The organism is Photobacterium proteolyticum, from assembly GCF_001939735.1.
GTDB classification, from domain to species: domain Bacteria; phylum Pseudomonadota; class Gammaproteobacteria; order Enterobacterales; family Vibrionaceae; genus Photobacterium; species Photobacterium proteolyticum.
Genome location: NZ_MJIL01000077.1, coordinates 1 through 17,135, shown reverse-complemented (window position 1 = coordinate 17,135; position 17,135 = coordinate 1). Strand labels below are relative to the sequence as shown.

Below are 17,135 nucleotides of genomic sequence, written 5' to 3'. Positions count from 1 at the left end.
ATTATTCTCTGTGGTAAGGGTGGTTAGCGGTAATGCTCCACGCACGGTAGAGGCTTTCAGCCATCACCACCCGTACCAGAGGGTGGGGAAGCGTCAGAGGCGACAGTGACCAGCTTTGATCTGCCGCGGCTTTGCACGCAGGTGCCAGCCCTTCCGGCCCGCCGATCAGGATCGATACATCACGACCGTCCAGTTTCCAGCTTTCCAGCTGGCCTGCCAGCTGTTCGGTATCCCAGCGCTTGCCCGGAATATCCAGAGTAACAATGCGGTTACCCTTAGGTACCGCAGCCAGCATGGCCTCGCCTTCTTTTTGCAGAATACGGGCGATATCGGCATTCTTGCCTCGTTTGCCGGCCGGAATTTCGATCAGTTCCAGTGGCATGTCTTTCGGGAAGCGGCGGCTATATTCTTTATAGCCTTCTTCGATCCATTTGGGCATCTTGTTGCCCACTGCAATCAATTGAAGCTTCATTGTCAGTTAGCCCCAAAGCTTCTCCAGTTGATACAGGTTACGTGCGTCTTCCTGCATGATGTGCAGCATAACACTGCCCATGTCGACCACGACCCATTCGCCATCTTCTTCACCGCTGATGCCAAACGGAGGAAAATCGATCAGCTTTGACTCTTTGTTGACGTGATCCGCAATCGAGGCTACATGGCGATTAGATGTACCCGTACACACTACCATAAACTCCGTGATGCTCGACTTGCCGCGTACGTCAAGTGTCACAATGTCCTGGGCTTTAATATCGTCAACTTTATCAACAATAAAATCGTGTAGTTCTTGAACCTGCAAAGGAATCCCCTCATTTGAGTGATTGTTGTAATTTCGTTGGCCTCAGACTGATCTGAGTCACAATTTAGCGGCGCAGTATACCATGCACAACCCCGTTCGAAACAAGTTGGCAGTAACTTTACATAAATAGCGGATAATTAATTTTCCGCTACCGGAAGATAGCCGCCAGCCCGGTCTTGTTCCTAAAACGACTGGGCCATGGTATGCGTTCTGACGCCACACATTTCAGCACACAGGGCCGAGAGTGCCGGCCATGGCTGATAGTCAAAATTGGTCTTGACCTCAACCTCTATGGCTGCAAGCTGCTGCAGCAGCTGTACCAGTGTTTTAAGCGGCAGCCGGTGAAGTGCGCCGATATATACCTCCCGGCGGCTCTGCCAGATGCGGAACTGCTCGAAAATAATGTTCAGCGGGGTGCCCTTGCTGCCCAGTTCCTGCATTTTATACAGTTGGGTCAGTTCTCGCTGCAGGGTACGTAGCAAAATGACAGCTTCGATCCCTTCGCCTTCCAACTGACGCAGAACCCGCTGGCTGCGCTTGCTCTGTCCGGCCAGGACGGCATCGACAAGCTGGAACGGGGTGTAATGGTTATGGCGGCTCAGAGCTTCCTCCAGGCGGAGAACAGTCAGTGCGCCGTCCGGATAGAGCAAGGTCAGTTTTTGCAGGCTTTGTGCCAGTGCCAGCAGGTTTCCCTCATGCCATTGTGCCAGCATGAGAACGGATTCATGATCCGGGTTGAGTCCCAGTTGCTGGCAGCGAGCCTGGATAAAGCGCGGCAGATGACGGGCATCGGGGGTATTACATGGAACATACAGTCCCTGTTCGGCGACGGCCTTGAACCACTTGGCATTTTCCTGCTTCTTGTTCAGGCGTGGGCCATGCATCAGCAATAAAATATCGTTATGCAGGGTCGCCGTTACTTCTTGCAGCGACTTGGCCTGGTTGGCATTGAGGCCGCTTTCCGGTACTTCCAGCTCGATGATTTGGCGAGCAGAAAACAGGCTCATCGCCTGAGTACAGTCGAGTACCTGGTTCCAGTCTAGCTGGGCATCAATGGTAAAGGTGTGGCGTTCGTCAAAGCCGGCCTGCTGTGCGGCTTGTCGGATTTGCTGGCTGCACTCTTGCTTTAGCAAGGGTTCGTTGCCGAACAGCAGATAGGCTTGACGCAGCCCCTTGTTCAGTTGCTGCGTCAGTTGTTCCGGATATATTCTCATTTTGCTGTGTTGCTCGAGCTTGTCTCGTCGGCAAAGAGGGCATTGCCTGCCTGGGTGTCTTCCAGTGCTTCCGTGGTTATTGTGCTGTCATAAGACGCATTGCCATCGTCTTCAAGCATCGCTTCCAGCTCTTCTTCTTCCAGCTTGTTGAATACGGCTGTCAGGCGGGCTAGCTGGCGCATGATCTGGCGAGAGGCCTGCTGGCGCATCTCGTCTTCAATCATGTCGCGCTCGACCGATTTTGCCAGCGCCGTTAACGGGTTGTCGAGGAAGGTGCGGTTGACCCGGGTGGTATAGCTCTGGCTGCCTTTTTCTGGAACGACGATGTTATAGCTGACCACATAGGTCAGTTCGTACTCCGCTGCTCGGCTGTTTTGGTACAGTGACAGGGTACGCTCGCCGAGCGATTCGCTGATCAGGTGCAGGTTCGGGACCTTGCTCGATGGCGGCACGGATTCGATACCATGCAGCTTGAACTGGGATTCAACCTGACGGGTTAGCTGGCCGTATTGGTCGAAACTGGTCAGGGATAGTTTGGCGATGTCATCGGGTAACATGTAGTTACCGCGAAGGTGGAAACCACAAGAAGCAGTGGCAATAGCCATAACTGCGACAAAGAGGGTTCGGATTGTGCTTTTTAGAGAAAAGAAAGCTTTCACCGAGTCTGCTCCATGAAAAATAGGTGGAAACTGACCGGTCAACATTGGTAAACCGGCAAAGAGAGTAGGTGGACCGGTTGGGTGCCACCAGAGACTCCCGGTTTACGGAAGCCTCTGATTAGGCACTAATAAATTGCTTTAGTTCGCGACCTTTTTAGTTCGCAACAATATTCAGCAATTTACCAGGTACGTAGATCACTTTACGAATGGTCTTGTCGTCAGTGAACTTGGTGACGTTCTCATCGTTAAGGGCAAGTTCTTCAACCTGCTCTTTGGTTGAGTCAGCCGCTACGGTCAGCTTGGCGCGTAGTTTGCCGTTAACCTGAACGATGATTAGCTTTTCGTCTTCAACCAATGCCTTGGTGTCTGCTTCCGGCCATACAGCCTGGTCGACATTGCTTTCACCTAACAGCTCCCACATTTCGAAACAGATGTGCGGAGTCATTGGGTATAGCATGCGGACGATAGCCTTTAGGGCTTCATCCAGCAGCGCACGGTCTTGTGCTGATTCCTGAGAGGCTTTCGCCAGCTTGTTCATCAGCTCCATGATGGCTGCAATCGCGGTATTGAATGTCTGGCGACGGCCAATATCATCGCCGACTTTGGCAATGGTCTTGTGAACATCACGACGAAGTGCTTTCTGGTCCGAAGACAGGGCAGCAACATCGACTGCGTCAGCGGCACCTTTCGCGGCGTGTTCGTTAACCAGTTTCCAGACACGTTTCAGGAAGCGGTTCGCCCCTTCAACACCGGATTCCTGCCATTCAAGGGTCATGTCCGCCGGTGAAGCAAACATCATGAACAGACGCACGGTATCGGCACCGTACTTGTTGATCATTTCCTGCGGATCGATACCGTTGTTCTTCGACTTGGACATCTTGGTCATGCCGGTATGAACGACATCGTTGCCCTCGTTGTCTTCTGCCTTGACGATACGGCCTTTCTCGTCACGCTCAATAGTGACATCGTTTGGTGATACCCATACCTTGGCACCTTTGTCGTTGGTGTAGTAGAAGGCATCAGCCAGTACCATACCCTGACATAGAAGCTGCTTGAACGGCTCGTCAGATTTTACGTAACCGGCATCACGTAGCAGTTTGTGGAAGAAGCGCGAGTACAGCAGGTGCATACAAGCGTGCTCGATACCACCAATGTACTGGTCTACCGGTAGCCAGTAGTTGGCTTTTTCCGGATCAAGAATATCGTCAGCCTGTGGTGAGCAGTAACGTGCGTAGTACCAAGACGACTCCATGAAGGTATCAAAGGTGTCGGTTTCGCGCAGTGCCGGCTCACCGTTAAAGGTGGTCTTTGCCCACTCTTTATCGGCTTTGATTGGGCTGGTTACGCCGTCCATTACCACGTCTTCCGGTAGGATCACCGGTAGTTGATCTGCTGGTACCGGGTGAACTTCACCGTCTTCAGTGGTGACCATCGGGATAGGCGCGCCCCAGTAACGCTGGCGAGATACACCCCAGTCACGCAGACGGAAGTTAACAGTTTTCTTACCTTTGCCTTCTGCTTCAAGCTTCGCAGCAATCGCATCGAACGCAGCCTGGAAGTTAAGGCCGTCAAATTCGCCGGAATCAAACAGAACACCTTTCTCGGTGTATGCCGCTTCTGATACGTCTAGTTCGCTACCGTCTTCTGGTTTGATAACAGGAACGATATCCAGGCCGTATTTGGTTGCGAATTCAAAGTCACGCTGATCGTGCGCAGGTACTGCCATTACCGCACCTGTGCCGTAATCCATCAGTACGAAGTTTGCGACGAATACAGGAACACGGCGGCCGTTTAGCGGGTGAATTGCGTAAAGGCCTGTTGCCATGCCTTTTTTCTCCATCGTTGCCAGCTCTGCTTCGGCAACTTTGGTGTTTTTGCATTCTTCGTTGAATGCCGCAAGTTCAGGGTTTGATTTTGCAGCCAGCTCAGCCAGTGGGTGACCGGCTGCGATACCCACGTATGTTACACCCATCAGGGTATCAGGACGTGTGGTGTACACTTCCAGCGGTGTGTTCTGGCCTTCTACCTCGAAAGACAGCTCGACACCTTCAGAGCGACCAATCCAGTTACGCTGCATGGTTTTCACCATGTCAGGCCAACCGTCAAGGTTGTCCAGATCGTCAAGTAGCTCTTGGGCATATTCAGTGATTTTGATGAACCACTGCGGGATCTCTTTTTGCTCTACCGGGGTATCACAACGCCAGCAGCAGCCGTCTTCTACCTGCTCGTTAGCCAGTACCGTCTGGTCGTTCGGACACCAGTTTACAGACGAGGTTTTCTTGTAAACCAGGCCCTTGTTGTACAGCTTAGTGAAAAACTCTTGTTCCCAGCGGTAGTACTCGGGAGTACAGGTCGCGAATTCACGGCTCCAGTCGTAGCCCAGGCCCAGTGATTTCAGCTGGTTTTTCATGTACTCAATGTTTTCATAAGTCCATGGTGCTGGCGCGGTGTTGTTTTTAACAGCGGCGTTTTCTGCAGGCAGGCCAAATGCGTCCCAACCAATTGGTTGCATCACGTTTTTGCCTTGCAGACGCTGGTAACGAGAAACAACATCACCGATGGTGTAGTTACGAACGTGACCCATGTGCAGTCGACCGCTTGGGTACGGGAACATGGAGAGACAGTAGAATTTTTCTTTATTTGGGTCTTCACTTACAACAAAGGTCTTGTTGTTGTCCCAGTGTTCTTGAACTTTCTGTTCAATGTCCTGTGGGCGATATTGTTCTTGCATCGATGACATCCAGGATTTTGTGAGTTGAGTACAAACACATTCAATATAATCGACATAGAATAACTAAAGGTAGAGGTGTCAACAATAGCTGAGGCCAATTCGGAGAGTAATTGTTAGTTCTGGTCTCGATAGTTGGAGAATTTGGCTCTATTAGCGCAATGCGTGCACTGAGATGGGAGGTGACCTATGCCTAAGCAAAAAAAGGATTATGAAGCGCTGCTCGAACAGGTAACTGAAACCCTGAAACATAGCCCCGAAGAACTTAAGCACTGGGCTGAAACTACCGCGAAATACCAGCAGGCTGCCAGTGATATGACCAAGGATGAATGGGCATTGATCTCAGCCTATCTGAAGCGGGATCTTAAAGAGTTCGGTAAAAATGTCGAAGAAAGTCCCGAACCGTTCTCTGAAAGCCCGTTCTACCGCGTGGTGTCGGAAACTATCTGGGAAGGATTGGCTGAAATTACCGATAAAACCCAAATCGAATGGCACGAGGTGATGGACGACCTTCACCACCAGGGTGTCTATCAGGCCGGTGAAATCATCGGGTTGGGCAATCTGGTCTGTGAAAAGTGCGGGCACCATGAGCTGATCACACACGTGAAGAAAATTGAACCTTGTTTGAAGTGCGGCCATACCCAGTTTACCCGTCGGCCGCTGTCCCCTTAACTTTTTTAAACCGTAAAAACGCGGGCTTTACAGCCCGCGATAACCTGCTATTTACACTGACCTAGCTTGTTCCATACGCTCCAGGCTGCGCTGAACTCAGCAGGTGACTGGCTCTGGGTCCACCAGTTGGCCTGGTAGGCAATGCCGTTTTGCTGGGCTTGCTCGCCGGCCAGGTAGATGTGGCTGGCTGTCCACTGCGGGATATTGCTGCAATCGACGGTACCCGGTCCAGGATTGGGCTTGGGGGGTGGCTCGATCCCTTTCACCCGCTGCAGGGCGGCAAAGGTATCGGCAATACCTGTACCGCAGTTGGTGGTATTACAACTGCTGCCGGCCGGGAAGGCTCTTGAGGTCTCGGTAATGTACTGCTCGACTTGATCCGGTGTCAGGCTGGCATCAAGCGAGTACATCAGGGCGGCGATACCGGCTACATGTGGCGCTGCCATACTGGTTCCCATCGAGTAGTCATAGCTGTGCAGTGCTGCTTGCCGCTGGCCTGTGTTGTAGGTCGACAGGATCCCGCCCGAACGTCCGCCGCCCGGTGCAGCCACGTCTATCAATCTGCCGTAGTTGGAGTAGAAGGCACGGCTGCCTTCTTTGTTGTTGGACGCGACAGAGATGACGCCCTGACAACTGCCGGGAGTGAACCCGCTGACATCCTGATTGCTATTACCCGCTGCAACGACCACTGACGCCCCTTTGGCCCTGACATCATTGATGGCCTGCTGGTAGGTATGTCCGCACGCGCCTTTGCCACCCAGGCTGAGATTCAGTACTTTGGCCGGGTAGGGGTTAGCCGGAACGCCAGTGACTGGCAGGCCTGCTGCCCAACGCATGCCGTCGGTAATATCGGAGGTATAGCCGCCGCAGGCTCCGAGCACACGGACCGGCAGGACACTGGCTGACCAGGCTACCCCGGTGACACCCTGACCATTATTGCCTTCGGCCGCGACAGTACCGGCGACATGGGTACCATGCCAGGAAGACGTTCGGTCTCGTGGTGGATAGTTGGGACCGCACTGACCGGCAACCAGCCAGTCACCTTCGTCGGTCGCATCGCTATCCCGGCCGTTGCCGTCACGGGCCTTTTCGGCATCTTTGATAAAGTCGTAGCCGGGCAGGAGGTTGTTCATCAAGTCCGGATGGTCGGGCAGTATGCCGGTATCGATAACGGCCACCACTACGTCGGTTCCGCCGGTAGTGAGATCCCAGGCCTTGGGCAGGTTAAGCCCGCTGACGGATGACGAGTAGTGCCACTGCTTGGTGTATTCGGGATCATTCGGGACAGCTGTCGGCCACATGATCCGGTCGGGTTCGGCATATTCAATATTGGGATCTTGCTTGAGCTGCTCGATAACTGCCCCGAGCTTTTGCTGCTCGGTGACTTTCAGTATATGGGTGTCATTGGCGCTGGCTCTCACATACTGAATGTCGGCACCGAATGCCTGCTGCAGCTGGTTAATGCTGTGTTGTGGTGTGGTCTCGGAAAGCATCGCGGCACTGCTGCTACGGTATTTGACGATAATTTGATCGGTGACAGGCTCATTGCTTTGCGCGAAGGCCGGGCTGCTGGCGATCATCACCGCCAGCGCAGAAAGTAATGTTCTCATGATTCTTCCTTGTTCCGTTATTCTTATTGGGTAAGTTTGTTGCTCGCCCTCTAGTGTTCATGTTTTCGGGGTATTATCAGAAGAAATAATAAGACTCTAGATACATATCAATAAAAGAAATGTCCATTGCAGCCGTCTTGTTTGCAGGTGTGATATTTGCTGAAAAAATATATCGGGCGTGGTTAATTGGCTGGTGAATGATTCTGGTGTTGAAGTTCAGACTCTGGATGAAGTGCTGTATCGCACGCTGGGGACGGGCGGCTATGTGAGGGAGATCTGTGAAGGCAATTGGCTGGAGGAGAGGTGTCGGTGAGACATGTTGTTCATGCCCCACCGGTGTTGTCTGGCTAGTTTCGCGGTTCAAAGCTGAACGTTTGTCCGGCAAGTGATGCTTCGATCATCATGCCGCCCTTGGCATAGGTAAAGATAGCGATGCCGTTGGTATAGCTGGCATCGATAAACTGTTGGCCCGAGCTGGCACTGAGGCCAGCGGTTCCGGCCTTTGCCTGCGCCCCCTCGGTCAGCGCGACGGCAGATGCCTGGGCATCGAGCTCGAAACTGCCGCTCGTAAAGCGCTCGTAAGCCCGCTTGTCCTGGAAGAAAATGATTTCACTGTACGACTGGCCTCCGAACTGCAAGCCAAAGGAAACCTGGTAGAGTTTGGCCGAGCCAGTAACCGTTCCGGCTTTATAGACGGTGCCGCTACCGTAAGCACCGCCGATCCAGAAACCACCTTTGCCTACCGAAGGAAACACCGCATAGCCATAGGCTGAATCAAAAAACGGTTGGGTTTGGCTGGCAGCCTGAAAATGGCTCAGGGTGGCCTGGGTATCAATATTTTCCTCGGCGACGGAACCGGAGGCAATGCAGAGCAGGGCAAGTGAACCCAACATAGCGAACAGTCGGTTGACGGCTTTCATAGGCTGCTTCCTTGTTGGAACTGGGCGGTATTTATAACTACTCTCATAGTAGCAATATCAATAAAAAGGCGAAGGGTTTACCTTCGCCTTGTCAGTTCCTATTCAGCTTACCTGCGAGTATCGCTATCCGAGTAAGTCTTTGTTCAGGTTACCTTATTCAATCTCTTGCGGTCGGTGATCACGAAAGTGCCCCGCCCGGCGCTTGATGAGGATCATCGAGAGAGTGAGCGACCAGAGGATATAGATATAGAGCGGCCAGCTACCCAAGGAGGTATAAGGTGTCAGCCCCTCGGTCGGCACAACCGTTGCCCGCAGGACGGCGGTTTCAAACTGCGGCAGCTGTTTGGTGATCTGGCCACGATGATCGACAACACCGGTGACGCCATTGTTGGTTGCCCGAAGCAGGGGCTTGCCGAGCTCCAGCGAGCGCATTTGCGCAATCTCCATATGCTGGAACGGGCCGATAGAGGTACCGAACCAGGCATCGTTGGACAGGGTCAGGAGAAGCTCGGTATCAATGCCGACGTTTTGGCGAACCTGTTCGCTGAAGGCAATTTCATAGCAGAGTGCCGGTGCCAGCGAGTAACCGCTGGCTTCCAGGTTGGGCTGGATAAAGCCGCCGCGGCTAAACGAAGACATCGGTAGGTTGAACAGCGGAGCAATCGGGCGCAGCAAGTCGCCAAACGGAACAAACTCCCCAAACGGTAACAGGTGATGCTTGCTGTAGCGGGTGGCATTTTCATACTGGTAAGGACCGTCGGTATTCATGCCCAGCGTCAGGATATTATTGAAATACTCACCGTTGTCTTTTTGATCCAGCACGCCGGTAATGACAGTACTGCCATTGTTGCGGGCGGCACTGTCAAGGTTCTGCAGGAAGGTGGGTACCTGTGTCTCAAGTGCCGGGATGGCGGCTTCTGGCCAGATGATCAGATCGGCATCCCAGTTCTCGCGGGTCAAATCGGTGTATTTCATCAGGGTCGGCCAGCGCTGGCTCGGGAGCCATTTGAGCTCCTGGGGCACATTGCCCTGGATCATTGCCACATCGACACTTTTCTCCGGGGCTGGAACAACCCACTGGATGCTGTTGGCCAGACTGCTGAAGCTAAGGATCAGAAGCGGGATTAGCAGAGGTTTCCAGTTGCGGTCACACCAGGCGGCAACCAGGGAGCCGCTGATTAAGACTAAGGCAAGGGTGATCCCTTCGACCCCGAGAATAGGCGCAATACCGGATAGCGGGCTGTCAATCTGGCTATAGCCCATCCACAGCCACGGAAAGCCAGTCAGGAACCAGCCCCGGAACCAGTCCAGTAACAGCCAGATCACCGGACCGCTCAGCAGAAGCTGGTGGAATGGCCGGCCCCGGTTGAAGCGGTTGAACAGGGCACCGAATGCCGCCGGAAACAGCGACAGGTAGCTGATCAGCATGCTCATGAGAAACAGACTGGCCAGTTTGGGCATGCCGCCAAAGGTATCGATACTGACATGTACCCAGCTAATGCCGGTGCCAAACAGGCCTAGCCCCCACAGGAAGCCGATCAAAGCTGAACGTTTGATACTCTGGTGCTGGAGCAGGTAGAAAAAGCAGAAAAGGGAAACCGGTGCGAGAAACCAGTAGTTATAGGGAGCAAACGAAAGGGTGGCAAGCGCACCCGCCGGGACAGCGGCTGCGAGCTGTCCCAACGTAATGAATGAATTTTTTTTCATTATCTATGATGTAGTTGTCGGTTGGTGTGCTTCGTGAGGCACGGTCACTTGCAACTGAATAACCCGTCGGCTGTCGGCTGATGTTACCTTGAATGAGTAGCCATCAAGCTCAACAACTTCGCCCCGGTTCGGCAGATGACCGAAACTGGTCATGATCAGGCCGCCGACGGTGTCGACCTCTTCATCGCTGAAGTGAGTCTGGAACATGTCGTTGAAGTCTTCGATGGTCGTCAGTGCCTTGACCGCGAAAGTATGCTTACTTAACTGACGGATATCCTGTTCTTCCTCATCGTCGAATTCGTCTTCGATTTCGCCGACAATCTGCTCCAGGATGTCCTCGATGGTGATAACACCAGATACCCCGCCAAACTCGTCGACGACGATTGCCATGTGATAGCGTTCCTCGCGGAACTCTTTCAGCAGACGGTCAACGCGCTTGCTTTCCGGCACGACAACCGCCGGGCGCAGCACTTTGTCCATATCGAACGGCTCGCTGTTCGGAAGCAGGTAACGCAGCAGATCTTTGGCCAGCAATATGCCTTCGACATGATCTTTGTCGTCACTGATCACCGGGTAGCGGGAGTGTTGGGTATCTACAATTAAATCAATCAGGTCCTCTAACTTCTGAGAACGTTCGATGGTGACCATCTGGGAGCGCGGGATCATGATGTCACGAACTCGCATTTCAGATATTTCCATCACACCTTCGAGCATGTCGCGGGTGTCGTGGTCAATCAAATCGTTGACTTCCGAATCTCGGAAGACCTCGACCAGTTCCTCGCGGTTTTGAGGTTCACCCTGGAACAGTTGGCCGATACGTTCAAAGAAGGACTTTCTACTCGGACCTTCAGAATTTTGTGAGTTATCTTCGTTCATTGCTTTAAGAAAAAATTCTCTCAGTTAAGTGGCTGTGCCACGGGGTGCTATCTGATACCTCACCGGATGTATCCGGTCGAGGTATCTATACGACAACGGTTTTCCGATAATGTTACCGCTTTTCTTCGGCGTACGGATCGGTGAAACCCATGTTTTCCATAATTTCCGTTTCCAAAGATTCCATTTCTTCGGCTTCATCATCATCGATATGATCATAACCTAGCAGATGGAGACTGCCGTGTACAACCATATGTGCCCAGTGGGCATTCAGGGGTTTATCCTGCTCTTTTGCTTCTTCTTCGACCACTTGACGACAGATGATCAGGTCACCCAGCAGATCTAACTCTACCCCTGGTGGCGCTTCAAACGGGAATGACAATACGTTGGTCGGCTTGTCCTTACCGCGGTACTCGTGGTTCAGGGCATGGCTCTCGGCGTCGTCGACAAGACGGACCGTGACTTCGGCATCGGCCTGAAACGGGGTGATGGCTGCATTGAGCCATTGTTGAAAGTCAGCTTCGCTTGGCATGCCTTCCTGGCTTTCAGTGGCATATTGCAGATCGAGATAAATCGCCATTAGTTACTTTTTTCCGGTTCGGCAAGGGAGGAAGCGGCTTGTTGCAGGGCCTGCTGCTCTTCGCGGCGGCGCTGTTCGGCCTGCTTGCGTTGTTTCTGGTCTTCGGTTTCCCATACTTCATAGGCTTGTACGATACGTGCGACCACAGGGTGGCGAACAACATCGTCGGCCTGGAAGAAGTTAAAGCTGATCTCGTCGACATCGGCCAGGACCTCGATCGCATGACGCAAACCGGAGCGGGCACCGCGCGGCAGGTCGATCTGGGTAACGTCACCGGTGATCACGGCCCTGGAATTGAAGCCGATACGGGTCAGGAACATTTTCATCTGCTCGACCGTGGTGTTCTGGCTTTCGTCAAGAATGATAAAGGCGTCATTCAGGGTACGGCCACGCATGTAAGCCAGCGGGGCAACTTCAATCACGTTGCGCTCGATGAGCTTCTCGACACGCTCGAAGCCCAGCATTTCGAACAGGGCATCGTAGAGCGGACGCAGGTACGGATCGACTTTCTGGCTCAGATCACCTGGCAGGAAGCCCAGTTTTTCACCGGCTTCAACCGCAGGGCGGGTCAGCAGGATACGGCGAATTTCCTGGCGCTCGAGAGCATCAACGGCGGCTGCCACGGCCAGGTAGGTTTTACCCGTACCGGCAGGGCCTACACCAAAGGTAATGTCATGGGTAACCATGTTGGTGATGTACTGGGCCTGATTTGGCGTACGCGGTTTGATCACCCCTTTTTTGGTCTTGATGGTGGCTTCTTTGCCGTAAGGGATGGTGCTCTCTGTGGTTTGCTCGAGTACGCCGCATTCTTTGATTGCCAGGTGAATCTGCTCGGGCTCGATATCGGGGATCGTATTGCGAACCGGTGCCGTATCGACATACAGAGTTTTGATGATATGGGCAGCAGCCTGGGCTGTATGGGGCTGGCCAACAACGCTGAAGCTGTTGCCACGGTGGTTGATTTCTACACCCAAACGGCGTTCAAGTTGTTTGATATTGTCGTCGAAAGGGCCGCAAAGGCTGGAAAGGCGCTGGTTATTGGCGGGTTCCAGATTGAATTCTACAGTGTTAATTTTGCTCAAGATTTGCCTCTCATTGCGGTCGCCCGGAGAGCCAGGCGACCATTTGTTCAGGGCGCGTCCTACTGGTATTCAGACAGGCGTTATACTATGGAGTATATACGCCTACACCCAATTCATCTTCTTTACGTGTTTTCTCCATCACCTCGGTTGGTGACATCGCCACACGCAGGTCCATTTCGGCCTCGGTACGAACCAGATCGCCACGCAGTGAGTTGGTGAATACGTCAGTGATCTTCACGTCTACGAACTGGCCGATCAGCTCGGCAGAGCCTTCGAAGTTGACCACTCGGTTGTTTTCGGTACGGCCACGCAGCTCCATGATGTTCTTCTTCGACGGGCCTTCAACCAGAATACGCTGTTCGGTGTCCAGCATCTGGCGAGAGTAGCGCATCGCCTGGGTATTGATCTGTTGCTGCAGCTCGTACAAGCGCTCTTTTTTTACATTCTCAGGCAGATCACACGGGTAATCCGCTGCCGGTGTGCCCGGGCGTGCCGAGAAGATAAAGCTGAAGCTCATGTCGAAATCGATATCGCGGATCAGCTTCATGGTGTCCTGGAAGTCCTGGTCACTCTCGCCCGGGAAGGCGACAATGAAGTCTGAGCTGATAGTGATATCCGGGCGAGCCTTACGCAGCTTGCGGATCTTAGACTTGTATTCCAGTGCCGTGTGCGGACGCTTCATCATGGTCAGGATGCGATCCGAGCCGCTCTGTACCGGCAGGTGCAGGAAGCTCACCAGCTCCGGCGTGTCTTCGTATACGGCAATGATGTCGTCGGTAAACTCGATTGGATGGCTGGTGGTATAGCGGATACGGTCGATACCGTCGATAGCTGCAACCAGACGCAACAGCTCGGCAAAGGTGGCGATATCATCGTCGTGAGTCGCACCGCGGTAGGCGTTAACATTTTGGCCTAGCAGGTTGACTTCACGTACGCCTTGCTCGGCAAGCTGGGCCACTTCGAACAGGACATCATCCAGCGGGCGGCTGACTTCCTCACCGCGGGTGTAAGGCACCACGCAGTAAGTACAGTATTTGGAACAGCCTTCCATGATGGATACGAATGCTGTCGCCCCATCGGCGCGAGGTTCCGGCAGGCTGTCGAATTTTTCGATTTCAGGGAAAGAGATGTCCATCACTGGCGCATGATCAGACTGCGACTGTTTGATCATCTCTGGCAGGCGGTGCAGGGTCTGCGGGCCAAAGATAACATCCACGTAAGGGGCGCGCTGACGAATTGAGTCGCCTTCTTGAGTTGCTACACAACCGCCCACGCCAATCACTAGGTCCGGCTTCTTGTCTTTCAGTGTCTTCCAGCGGCCTAGCTGGTGGAACACTTTTTCTTGTGCCTTTTCACGGATTGAGCAGGTGTTCAGTAGCAGAACGTCTGCTTCTTCTGGTTCTTCCGTTAACTCGAAGCCATTGGCTGCATTTAGAAGATCGGCCATTTTTGATGAATCGTATTCGTTCATCTGGCAGCCCCAGGTTTTAATAAGCAGTTTCTTAGCCATGTCTAACTCTTCACTCGTAGTGTTTATTCATTGCATTCAACATTGCTTCATTCGGCCAACAGTACGTTAAACGAGCTGTTCGCTGTAGCAAGCCGCGTATTGTACTGCTTTAAACACGGCCTGACCAGAACATCACCACCCCTATTAAAGTATGGTTTTTGGAATCAGTGACTACTTACTGTATTTACTGCCGTTTGCCGGGTCACGGATAGCGGGGCGAAAGTGCAGGCAACGGCGCTATAGCAGGTTCAGCGTCCCCTTGCCCAACTGGCGCATTTGCCGGGTGATCCACCGACTGCGCTTGCTGACATAGGCACTCATTGGGTTGGCCTTGATCGTATAGGGGTTGGGCAATACGGCGGCGAGCTGGGCGGCCTGCTGGGTCGACAGTCGATTTGACGGGATGGCAAAATAGTTCTGGCTGGCGGCTTCTACCCCATAGAGGCCCGGACCAAACTCGATGATATTGAGGTAGACTTCGAGAATGCGCTGTTTGTCCCAAATGAGCTCCATCAGCAGGGCAAAGTACAGCTCAACCCCCTTGCGGACAAATGAGCGGGCAGGGAAGAGAAAGAGGTTTTTCGCCGTTTGCTGGGTGATGGTGCTGCCTCCTCGTTCGGGCCCGTTGGTACCGGTTTTTTTGAGGATGCCGAGTACGGCATTGACATCGATGCCGTGATGACTGGGAAAACGCTGATCCTCGGAAGCGATGACGGCCAACTGGACATTGGGTGAGATATTCCGAAGCTCGGTCCAGAGGTGTGTCGTCTGTGCCGGATAGCCTGCCGGCGGAAACAGGCTGCGGTGGATCTTCCAGCCCCAGACAGGTGGGTCGATGAATTTTAGCGTTGCGACCAGCACGATTGGCAGGCCAAGCGCTAACAGTACAAGCCGGAATAACCAGCGTTTGAGTCGAGCGATCACCGGTGACATCACCTTCTTGCTAAGTTCGGTATCCTATCATAATAAAGAAATATGCGAAGGGGCAGAGTTCAGAGTAATTTCCGAAGGATTATCGCTGATGGCGAAAGGGGAATCAGGTAACATGGGGGTAATTATTTGACTCCGTTACGGAATGTCAGATCCAGATAGTTAATCTGTTTACACCGTTTGGTATAGCACTGAGATGAGACCAGATATGGAACAATATGATGTAGTCGTTGCAGGTGGCGGAATGGTCGGTGCCGCGACGGCACTGGGGCTGGCACAGCAAGGGCTGACTGTCGCCGTGATTGAAGGTAAGGCGCCACAGGCTTTTCACCCGGAGCAGCCAATGGACCTGCGGGTGTCTGCTATTTCCCCCAACTCGGTTGCCCTGCTGATGCGCCTGGGTGCCTGGGACAGTATTTTGCAGATGCGGCTCTGTCCCTTCAAGCGCCTTGAAACCTGGGAGCACCCGGAGTGCCGTACCCGGTTCAGCGCTGACGAAATGAACCTGGATCGCCTGGGCTACATCGTGGAAAACCGTATTCTTCAGCTTGGCCTGTGGCAGCAGTTTGATGACTATCCTAACTTGTCGTTGCTTTGTCCTACGCGTATGACGACAGCAACAAGAGTCGAAGCGCAGTATTGTATTGAGCTTGATGACGGTCGCAAGCTGAAAACCAAGCTGTTGGTCGGGGCGGACGGTGCTAACTCGCAGGTACGGCAACAGGCCGGCATTGGGATCACGGCCTGGGACTATCGCCAGCACTGTATGCTGATCAATGTTGAGACGGCGTTGCCGCAGCAAGATATTACCTGGCAGATGTTTACCCCTCGCGGTCCGCGCTCGTTTCTCCCATTGCCGGGCCATCAGGGCTCATTGGTCTGGTACGACAGCCCTAAGCGGATCAAGCAGCTCAGTGCCATGACACCAGAGCAGCTCCAAGAGCAGATTTCCGCGCATTTCCCGGCAGAGCTTGGGGAGTTCAAGGTGCTTAACCATGGCAGCTTCCCGCTGACCCGCCGTCATGCACAGCACTATTATCAGCCGGGAGTGGTATTGCTTGGCGATGCGGCCCATACCATTAATCCGCTGGCTGGTCAGGGCGTCAACCTCGGTTTTAAGGATGTCGATGTTTTGCTGCACGAGATCGAGAGGGCAGGAAAGGCGTGGGCAGAGCCAAAAGTACTGAAAGCCTATGAGTTCCGTCGCCGACCGGACAACCTGCTGATGCAGAGCGGTATGGACTTTTTCTATACCACCTTCAGCAATTCTCTGCTGCCGATCAAGTTGCTGCGTAATGCGGGTTTGAAGCTGGCCGAGCATACCGGTCCGGTTAAAAAGCAGGTCTTGAAATACGCGATGGGGATGTAGGAAACTTGGCCGAGTCCTGCATATAAAGAAAAAGCCGAATGTTATCAATACATTCGGCTTAACAACCAGAGAGATACGATCATTTTGTAGGTTGTAAAAACAGTACTATCAGCAGTTAGCTTTACTGCAGACATAAGAAAACCCACCAAAAGGTGGGTTTCTCAAAATGGTGCGGAAGGAGAGACTTGAACTCTCACACCTTGCGGCGCCAGAACCTAAATCTGGTGCGTCTACCAATTCCGCCACTTCCGCAATACTTATCGTCTTATCTTGATCATAGCATCAACTATCAACACGCTAAGTAAAAGATGGCAGGGCTACCTGGATTCGAACCAGGGAATGACGGGATCAAAACCCGTTGCCTTACCGCTTGGCGATAGCCCTTCAGTCTGCTCGTTAGAGCGCTCTCGAAGAGAGTTAATCAGAGAATGGTGCGGAAGGAGAGACTTGAACTCTCACACCTTGCGGCGCCAGAACCTAAATCT

At 53.1% G+C, this 17,135-nt stretch carries 15 protein-coding genes and 2 tRNA genes; 2 read left to right on the top strand and 15 right to left on the bottom strand.

The genetic code is table 11. From position 1 onward, the window contains the following. Position 1: 1 nt before the first annotated feature. From rlmH to leuS, 5 genes are all read right to left on the bottom strand, one after another. Entirely contained in the window at positions 2-472 is a 471-nt protein-coding gene (gene rlmH, locus BIT28_RS14625; protein WP_075764963.1) for a 23S rRNA (pseudouridine(1915)-N(3))-methyltransferase RlmH, read from the bottom strand. A gap of 6 nt (positions 473-478) precedes the next feature. After that, positions 479-796 carry a ribosome silencing factor gene (rsfS, locus tag BIT28_RS14620; RefSeq protein ID WP_075764961.1) on the bottom strand — a complete coding sequence of 106 codons (318 nt, stop codon included), beginning with the start codon at positions 794-796 and terminating at the stop codon, positions 479-481. Between the two features lie 182 nt (positions 797-978). Continuing rightward, entirely contained in the window at positions 979-2,010 is a 1,032-nt protein-coding gene (gene holA / locus BIT28_RS14615; RefSeq protein WP_075764959.1) for a DNA polymerase III subunit delta, read from the bottom strand. Next, complete coding sequence (locus BIT28_RS14610; RefSeq protein ID WP_075765041.1) at positions 2,007-2,669, bottom strand: LPS-assembly lipoprotein LptE; 663 nt, start codon at positions 2,667-2,669, stop codon at positions 2,007-2,009. Before BIT28_RS14610 ends, holA begins: the two co-directional genes overlap by 4 nt. A gap of 154 nt (positions 2,670-2,823) precedes the next feature. Beyond that, a complete protein-coding gene (gene leuS / locus BIT28_RS14605) occupies positions 2,824-5,400 on the bottom strand; it encodes a leucine--tRNA ligase (RefSeq protein WP_075764957.1) in 2,577 nt (858 codons plus the stop codon). A gap of 186 nt (positions 5,401-5,586) precedes the next feature. Here leuS and BIT28_RS14600 point away from each other — a divergent pair, with 186 nt between their 5' ends. After that, positions 5,587-6,069 carry a zinc ribbon-containing protein gene (locus BIT28_RS14600; protein ID WP_075764955.1) on the top strand — a complete coding sequence of 161 codons (483 nt, stop codon included), beginning with the start codon at positions 5,587-5,589 and terminating at the stop codon, positions 6,067-6,069. A gap of 47 nt (positions 6,070-6,116) precedes the next feature. On the opposite strand, the gene BIT28_RS14595 is transcribed toward BIT28_RS14600, so the two are convergent. The 8 genes from BIT28_RS14595 to mtgA all read right to left on the bottom strand — a co-directional run bounded on the left by BIT28_RS14595 (position 6,117) and on the right by mtgA (position 15,275). Next, positions 6,117-7,679, bottom strand: a complete 1,563-nt coding sequence (locus tag BIT28_RS14595) for a S8 family serine peptidase (RefSeq protein WP_075764953.1) — start codon at positions 7,677-7,679, stop codon at positions 6,117-6,119. A gap of 347 nt (positions 7,680-8,026) precedes the next feature. Further along, a complete protein-coding gene (locus tag BIT28_RS14590) occupies positions 8,027-8,599 on the bottom strand; it encodes a lipid-binding SYLF domain-containing protein (protein WP_075764951.1) in 573 nt (190 codons plus the stop codon). 153 nt (positions 8,600-8,752) lie between these two features. Further along, on the bottom strand, positions 8,753-10,306 hold the full coding sequence (lnt, locus tag BIT28_RS14585) for an apolipoprotein N-acyltransferase (RefSeq protein WP_075764949.1): 1,554 nt from the start codon (positions 10,304-10,306) through the stop codon (positions 8,753-8,755). Between the two features lie 3 nt (positions 10,307-10,309). Further along, on the bottom strand, positions 10,310-11,182 hold the full coding sequence (gene corC, locus BIT28_RS14580; protein ID WP_075764947.1) for a CNNM family magnesium/cobalt transport protein CorC: 873 nt from the start codon (positions 11,180-11,182) through the stop codon (positions 10,310-10,312). Positions 11,183-11,294: 112 nt separating this feature from the next. Then, the gene (gene ybeY / locus BIT28_RS14575) at positions 11,295-11,759 is read right to left on the bottom strand and encodes an rRNA maturation RNase YbeY (RefSeq protein ID WP_075764945.1); all 465 of its coding nucleotides are present in this window, start codon (positions 11,757-11,759) and stop codon (positions 11,295-11,297) included. Beyond that, entirely contained in the window at positions 11,759-12,844 is a 1,086-nt protein-coding gene (locus tag BIT28_RS14570; protein ID WP_089153681.1) for a PhoH family protein, read from the bottom strand. Before BIT28_RS14570 ends, ybeY begins: the two co-directional genes overlap by 1 nt. A gap of 82 nt (positions 12,845-12,926) precedes the next feature. Next, positions 12,927-14,351, bottom strand: coding sequence for a tRNA (N6-isopentenyl adenosine(37)-C2)-methylthiotransferase MiaB (miaB, locus tag BIT28_RS14565; RefSeq protein WP_075764941.1), 1,425 nt, complete (start codon positions 14,349-14,351; stop codon positions 12,927-12,929). 237 nt (positions 14,352-14,588) lie between these two features. Beyond that, positions 14,589-15,275, bottom strand: coding sequence for a monofunctional biosynthetic peptidoglycan transglycosylase (mtgA, locus tag BIT28_RS14560; RefSeq protein WP_425439636.1), 687 nt, complete (start codon positions 15,273-15,275; stop codon positions 14,589-14,591). A 214-nt stretch (positions 15,276-15,489) separates the two neighbouring features. On the opposite strand from mtgA, the gene BIT28_RS14555 reads away from it, so the two are divergent. Further along, entirely contained in the window at positions 15,490-16,650 is a 1,161-nt protein-coding gene (locus BIT28_RS14555; RefSeq protein ID WP_075764937.1) for a 2-octaprenyl-3-methyl-6-methoxy-1,4-benzoquinol hydroxylase, read from the top strand. Between the two features lie 167 nt (positions 16,651-16,817). Here BIT28_RS14555 and BIT28_RS14550 read toward each other — a convergent pair. Beyond that, positions 16,818-16,902 (bottom strand) — tRNA-Leu (locus BIT28_RS14550). Positions 16,903-16,959: 57 nt separating this feature from the next. Next, positions 16,960-17,034: transfer RNA gene (locus tag BIT28_RS14545), tRNA-Gln, on the bottom strand. Positions 17,035-17,135 lie beyond the last annotated feature (101 nt).

Excerpts from the sequence above, each read along its gene's own strand:
- lnt (WP_075764949.1), bottom strand. The coding sequence starts at position 10,306 with ATGAAAAAAAATTCATTCATTACGTTGGGACAGCTCGCAGCCGCTGTC.
- BIT28_RS14555 (WP_075764937.1), top strand. The coding sequence starts at position 15,490 with ATGGAACAATATGATGTAGTCGTTGCAGGTGGCGGAATGGTCGGTGCC.
- BIT28_RS14600 (WP_075764955.1), top strand. The coding sequence starts at position 5,587 with ATGCCTAAGCAAAAAAAGGATTATGAAGCGCTGCTCGAACAGGTAACT.
- miaB (WP_075764941.1), bottom strand. The coding sequence starts at position 14,351 with ATGGCTAAGAAACTGCTTATTAAAACCTGGGGCTGCCAGATGAACGAA.
- rlmH (WP_075764963.1), bottom strand. The coding sequence starts at position 472 with ATGAAGCTTCAATTGATTGCAGTGGGCAACAAGATGCCCAAATGGATC.
- leuS (WP_075764957.1), bottom strand. The coding sequence starts at position 5,400 with ATGCAAGAACAATATCGCCCACAGGACATTGAACAGAAAGTTCAAGAA.
- BIT28_RS14590 (WP_075764951.1), bottom strand. The coding sequence starts at position 8,599 with ATGAAAGCCGTCAACCGACTGTTCGCTATGTTGGGTTCACTTGCCCTG.
- ybeY (WP_075764945.1), bottom strand. The coding sequence starts at position 11,759 with ATGGCGATTTATCTCGATCTGCAATATGCCACTGAAAGCCAGGAAGGC.
- corC (WP_075764947.1), bottom strand. The coding sequence starts at position 11,182 with ATGAACGAAGATAACTCACAAAATTCTGAAGGTCCGAGTAGAAAGTCC.
- BIT28_RS14595 (WP_075764953.1), bottom strand. The coding sequence starts at position 7,679 with ATGAGAACATTACTTTCTGCGCTGGCGGTGATGATCGCCAGCAGCCCG.
- holA (WP_075764959.1), bottom strand. The coding sequence starts at position 2,010 with ATGAGAATATATCCGGAACAACTGACGCAGCAACTGAACAAGGGGCTG.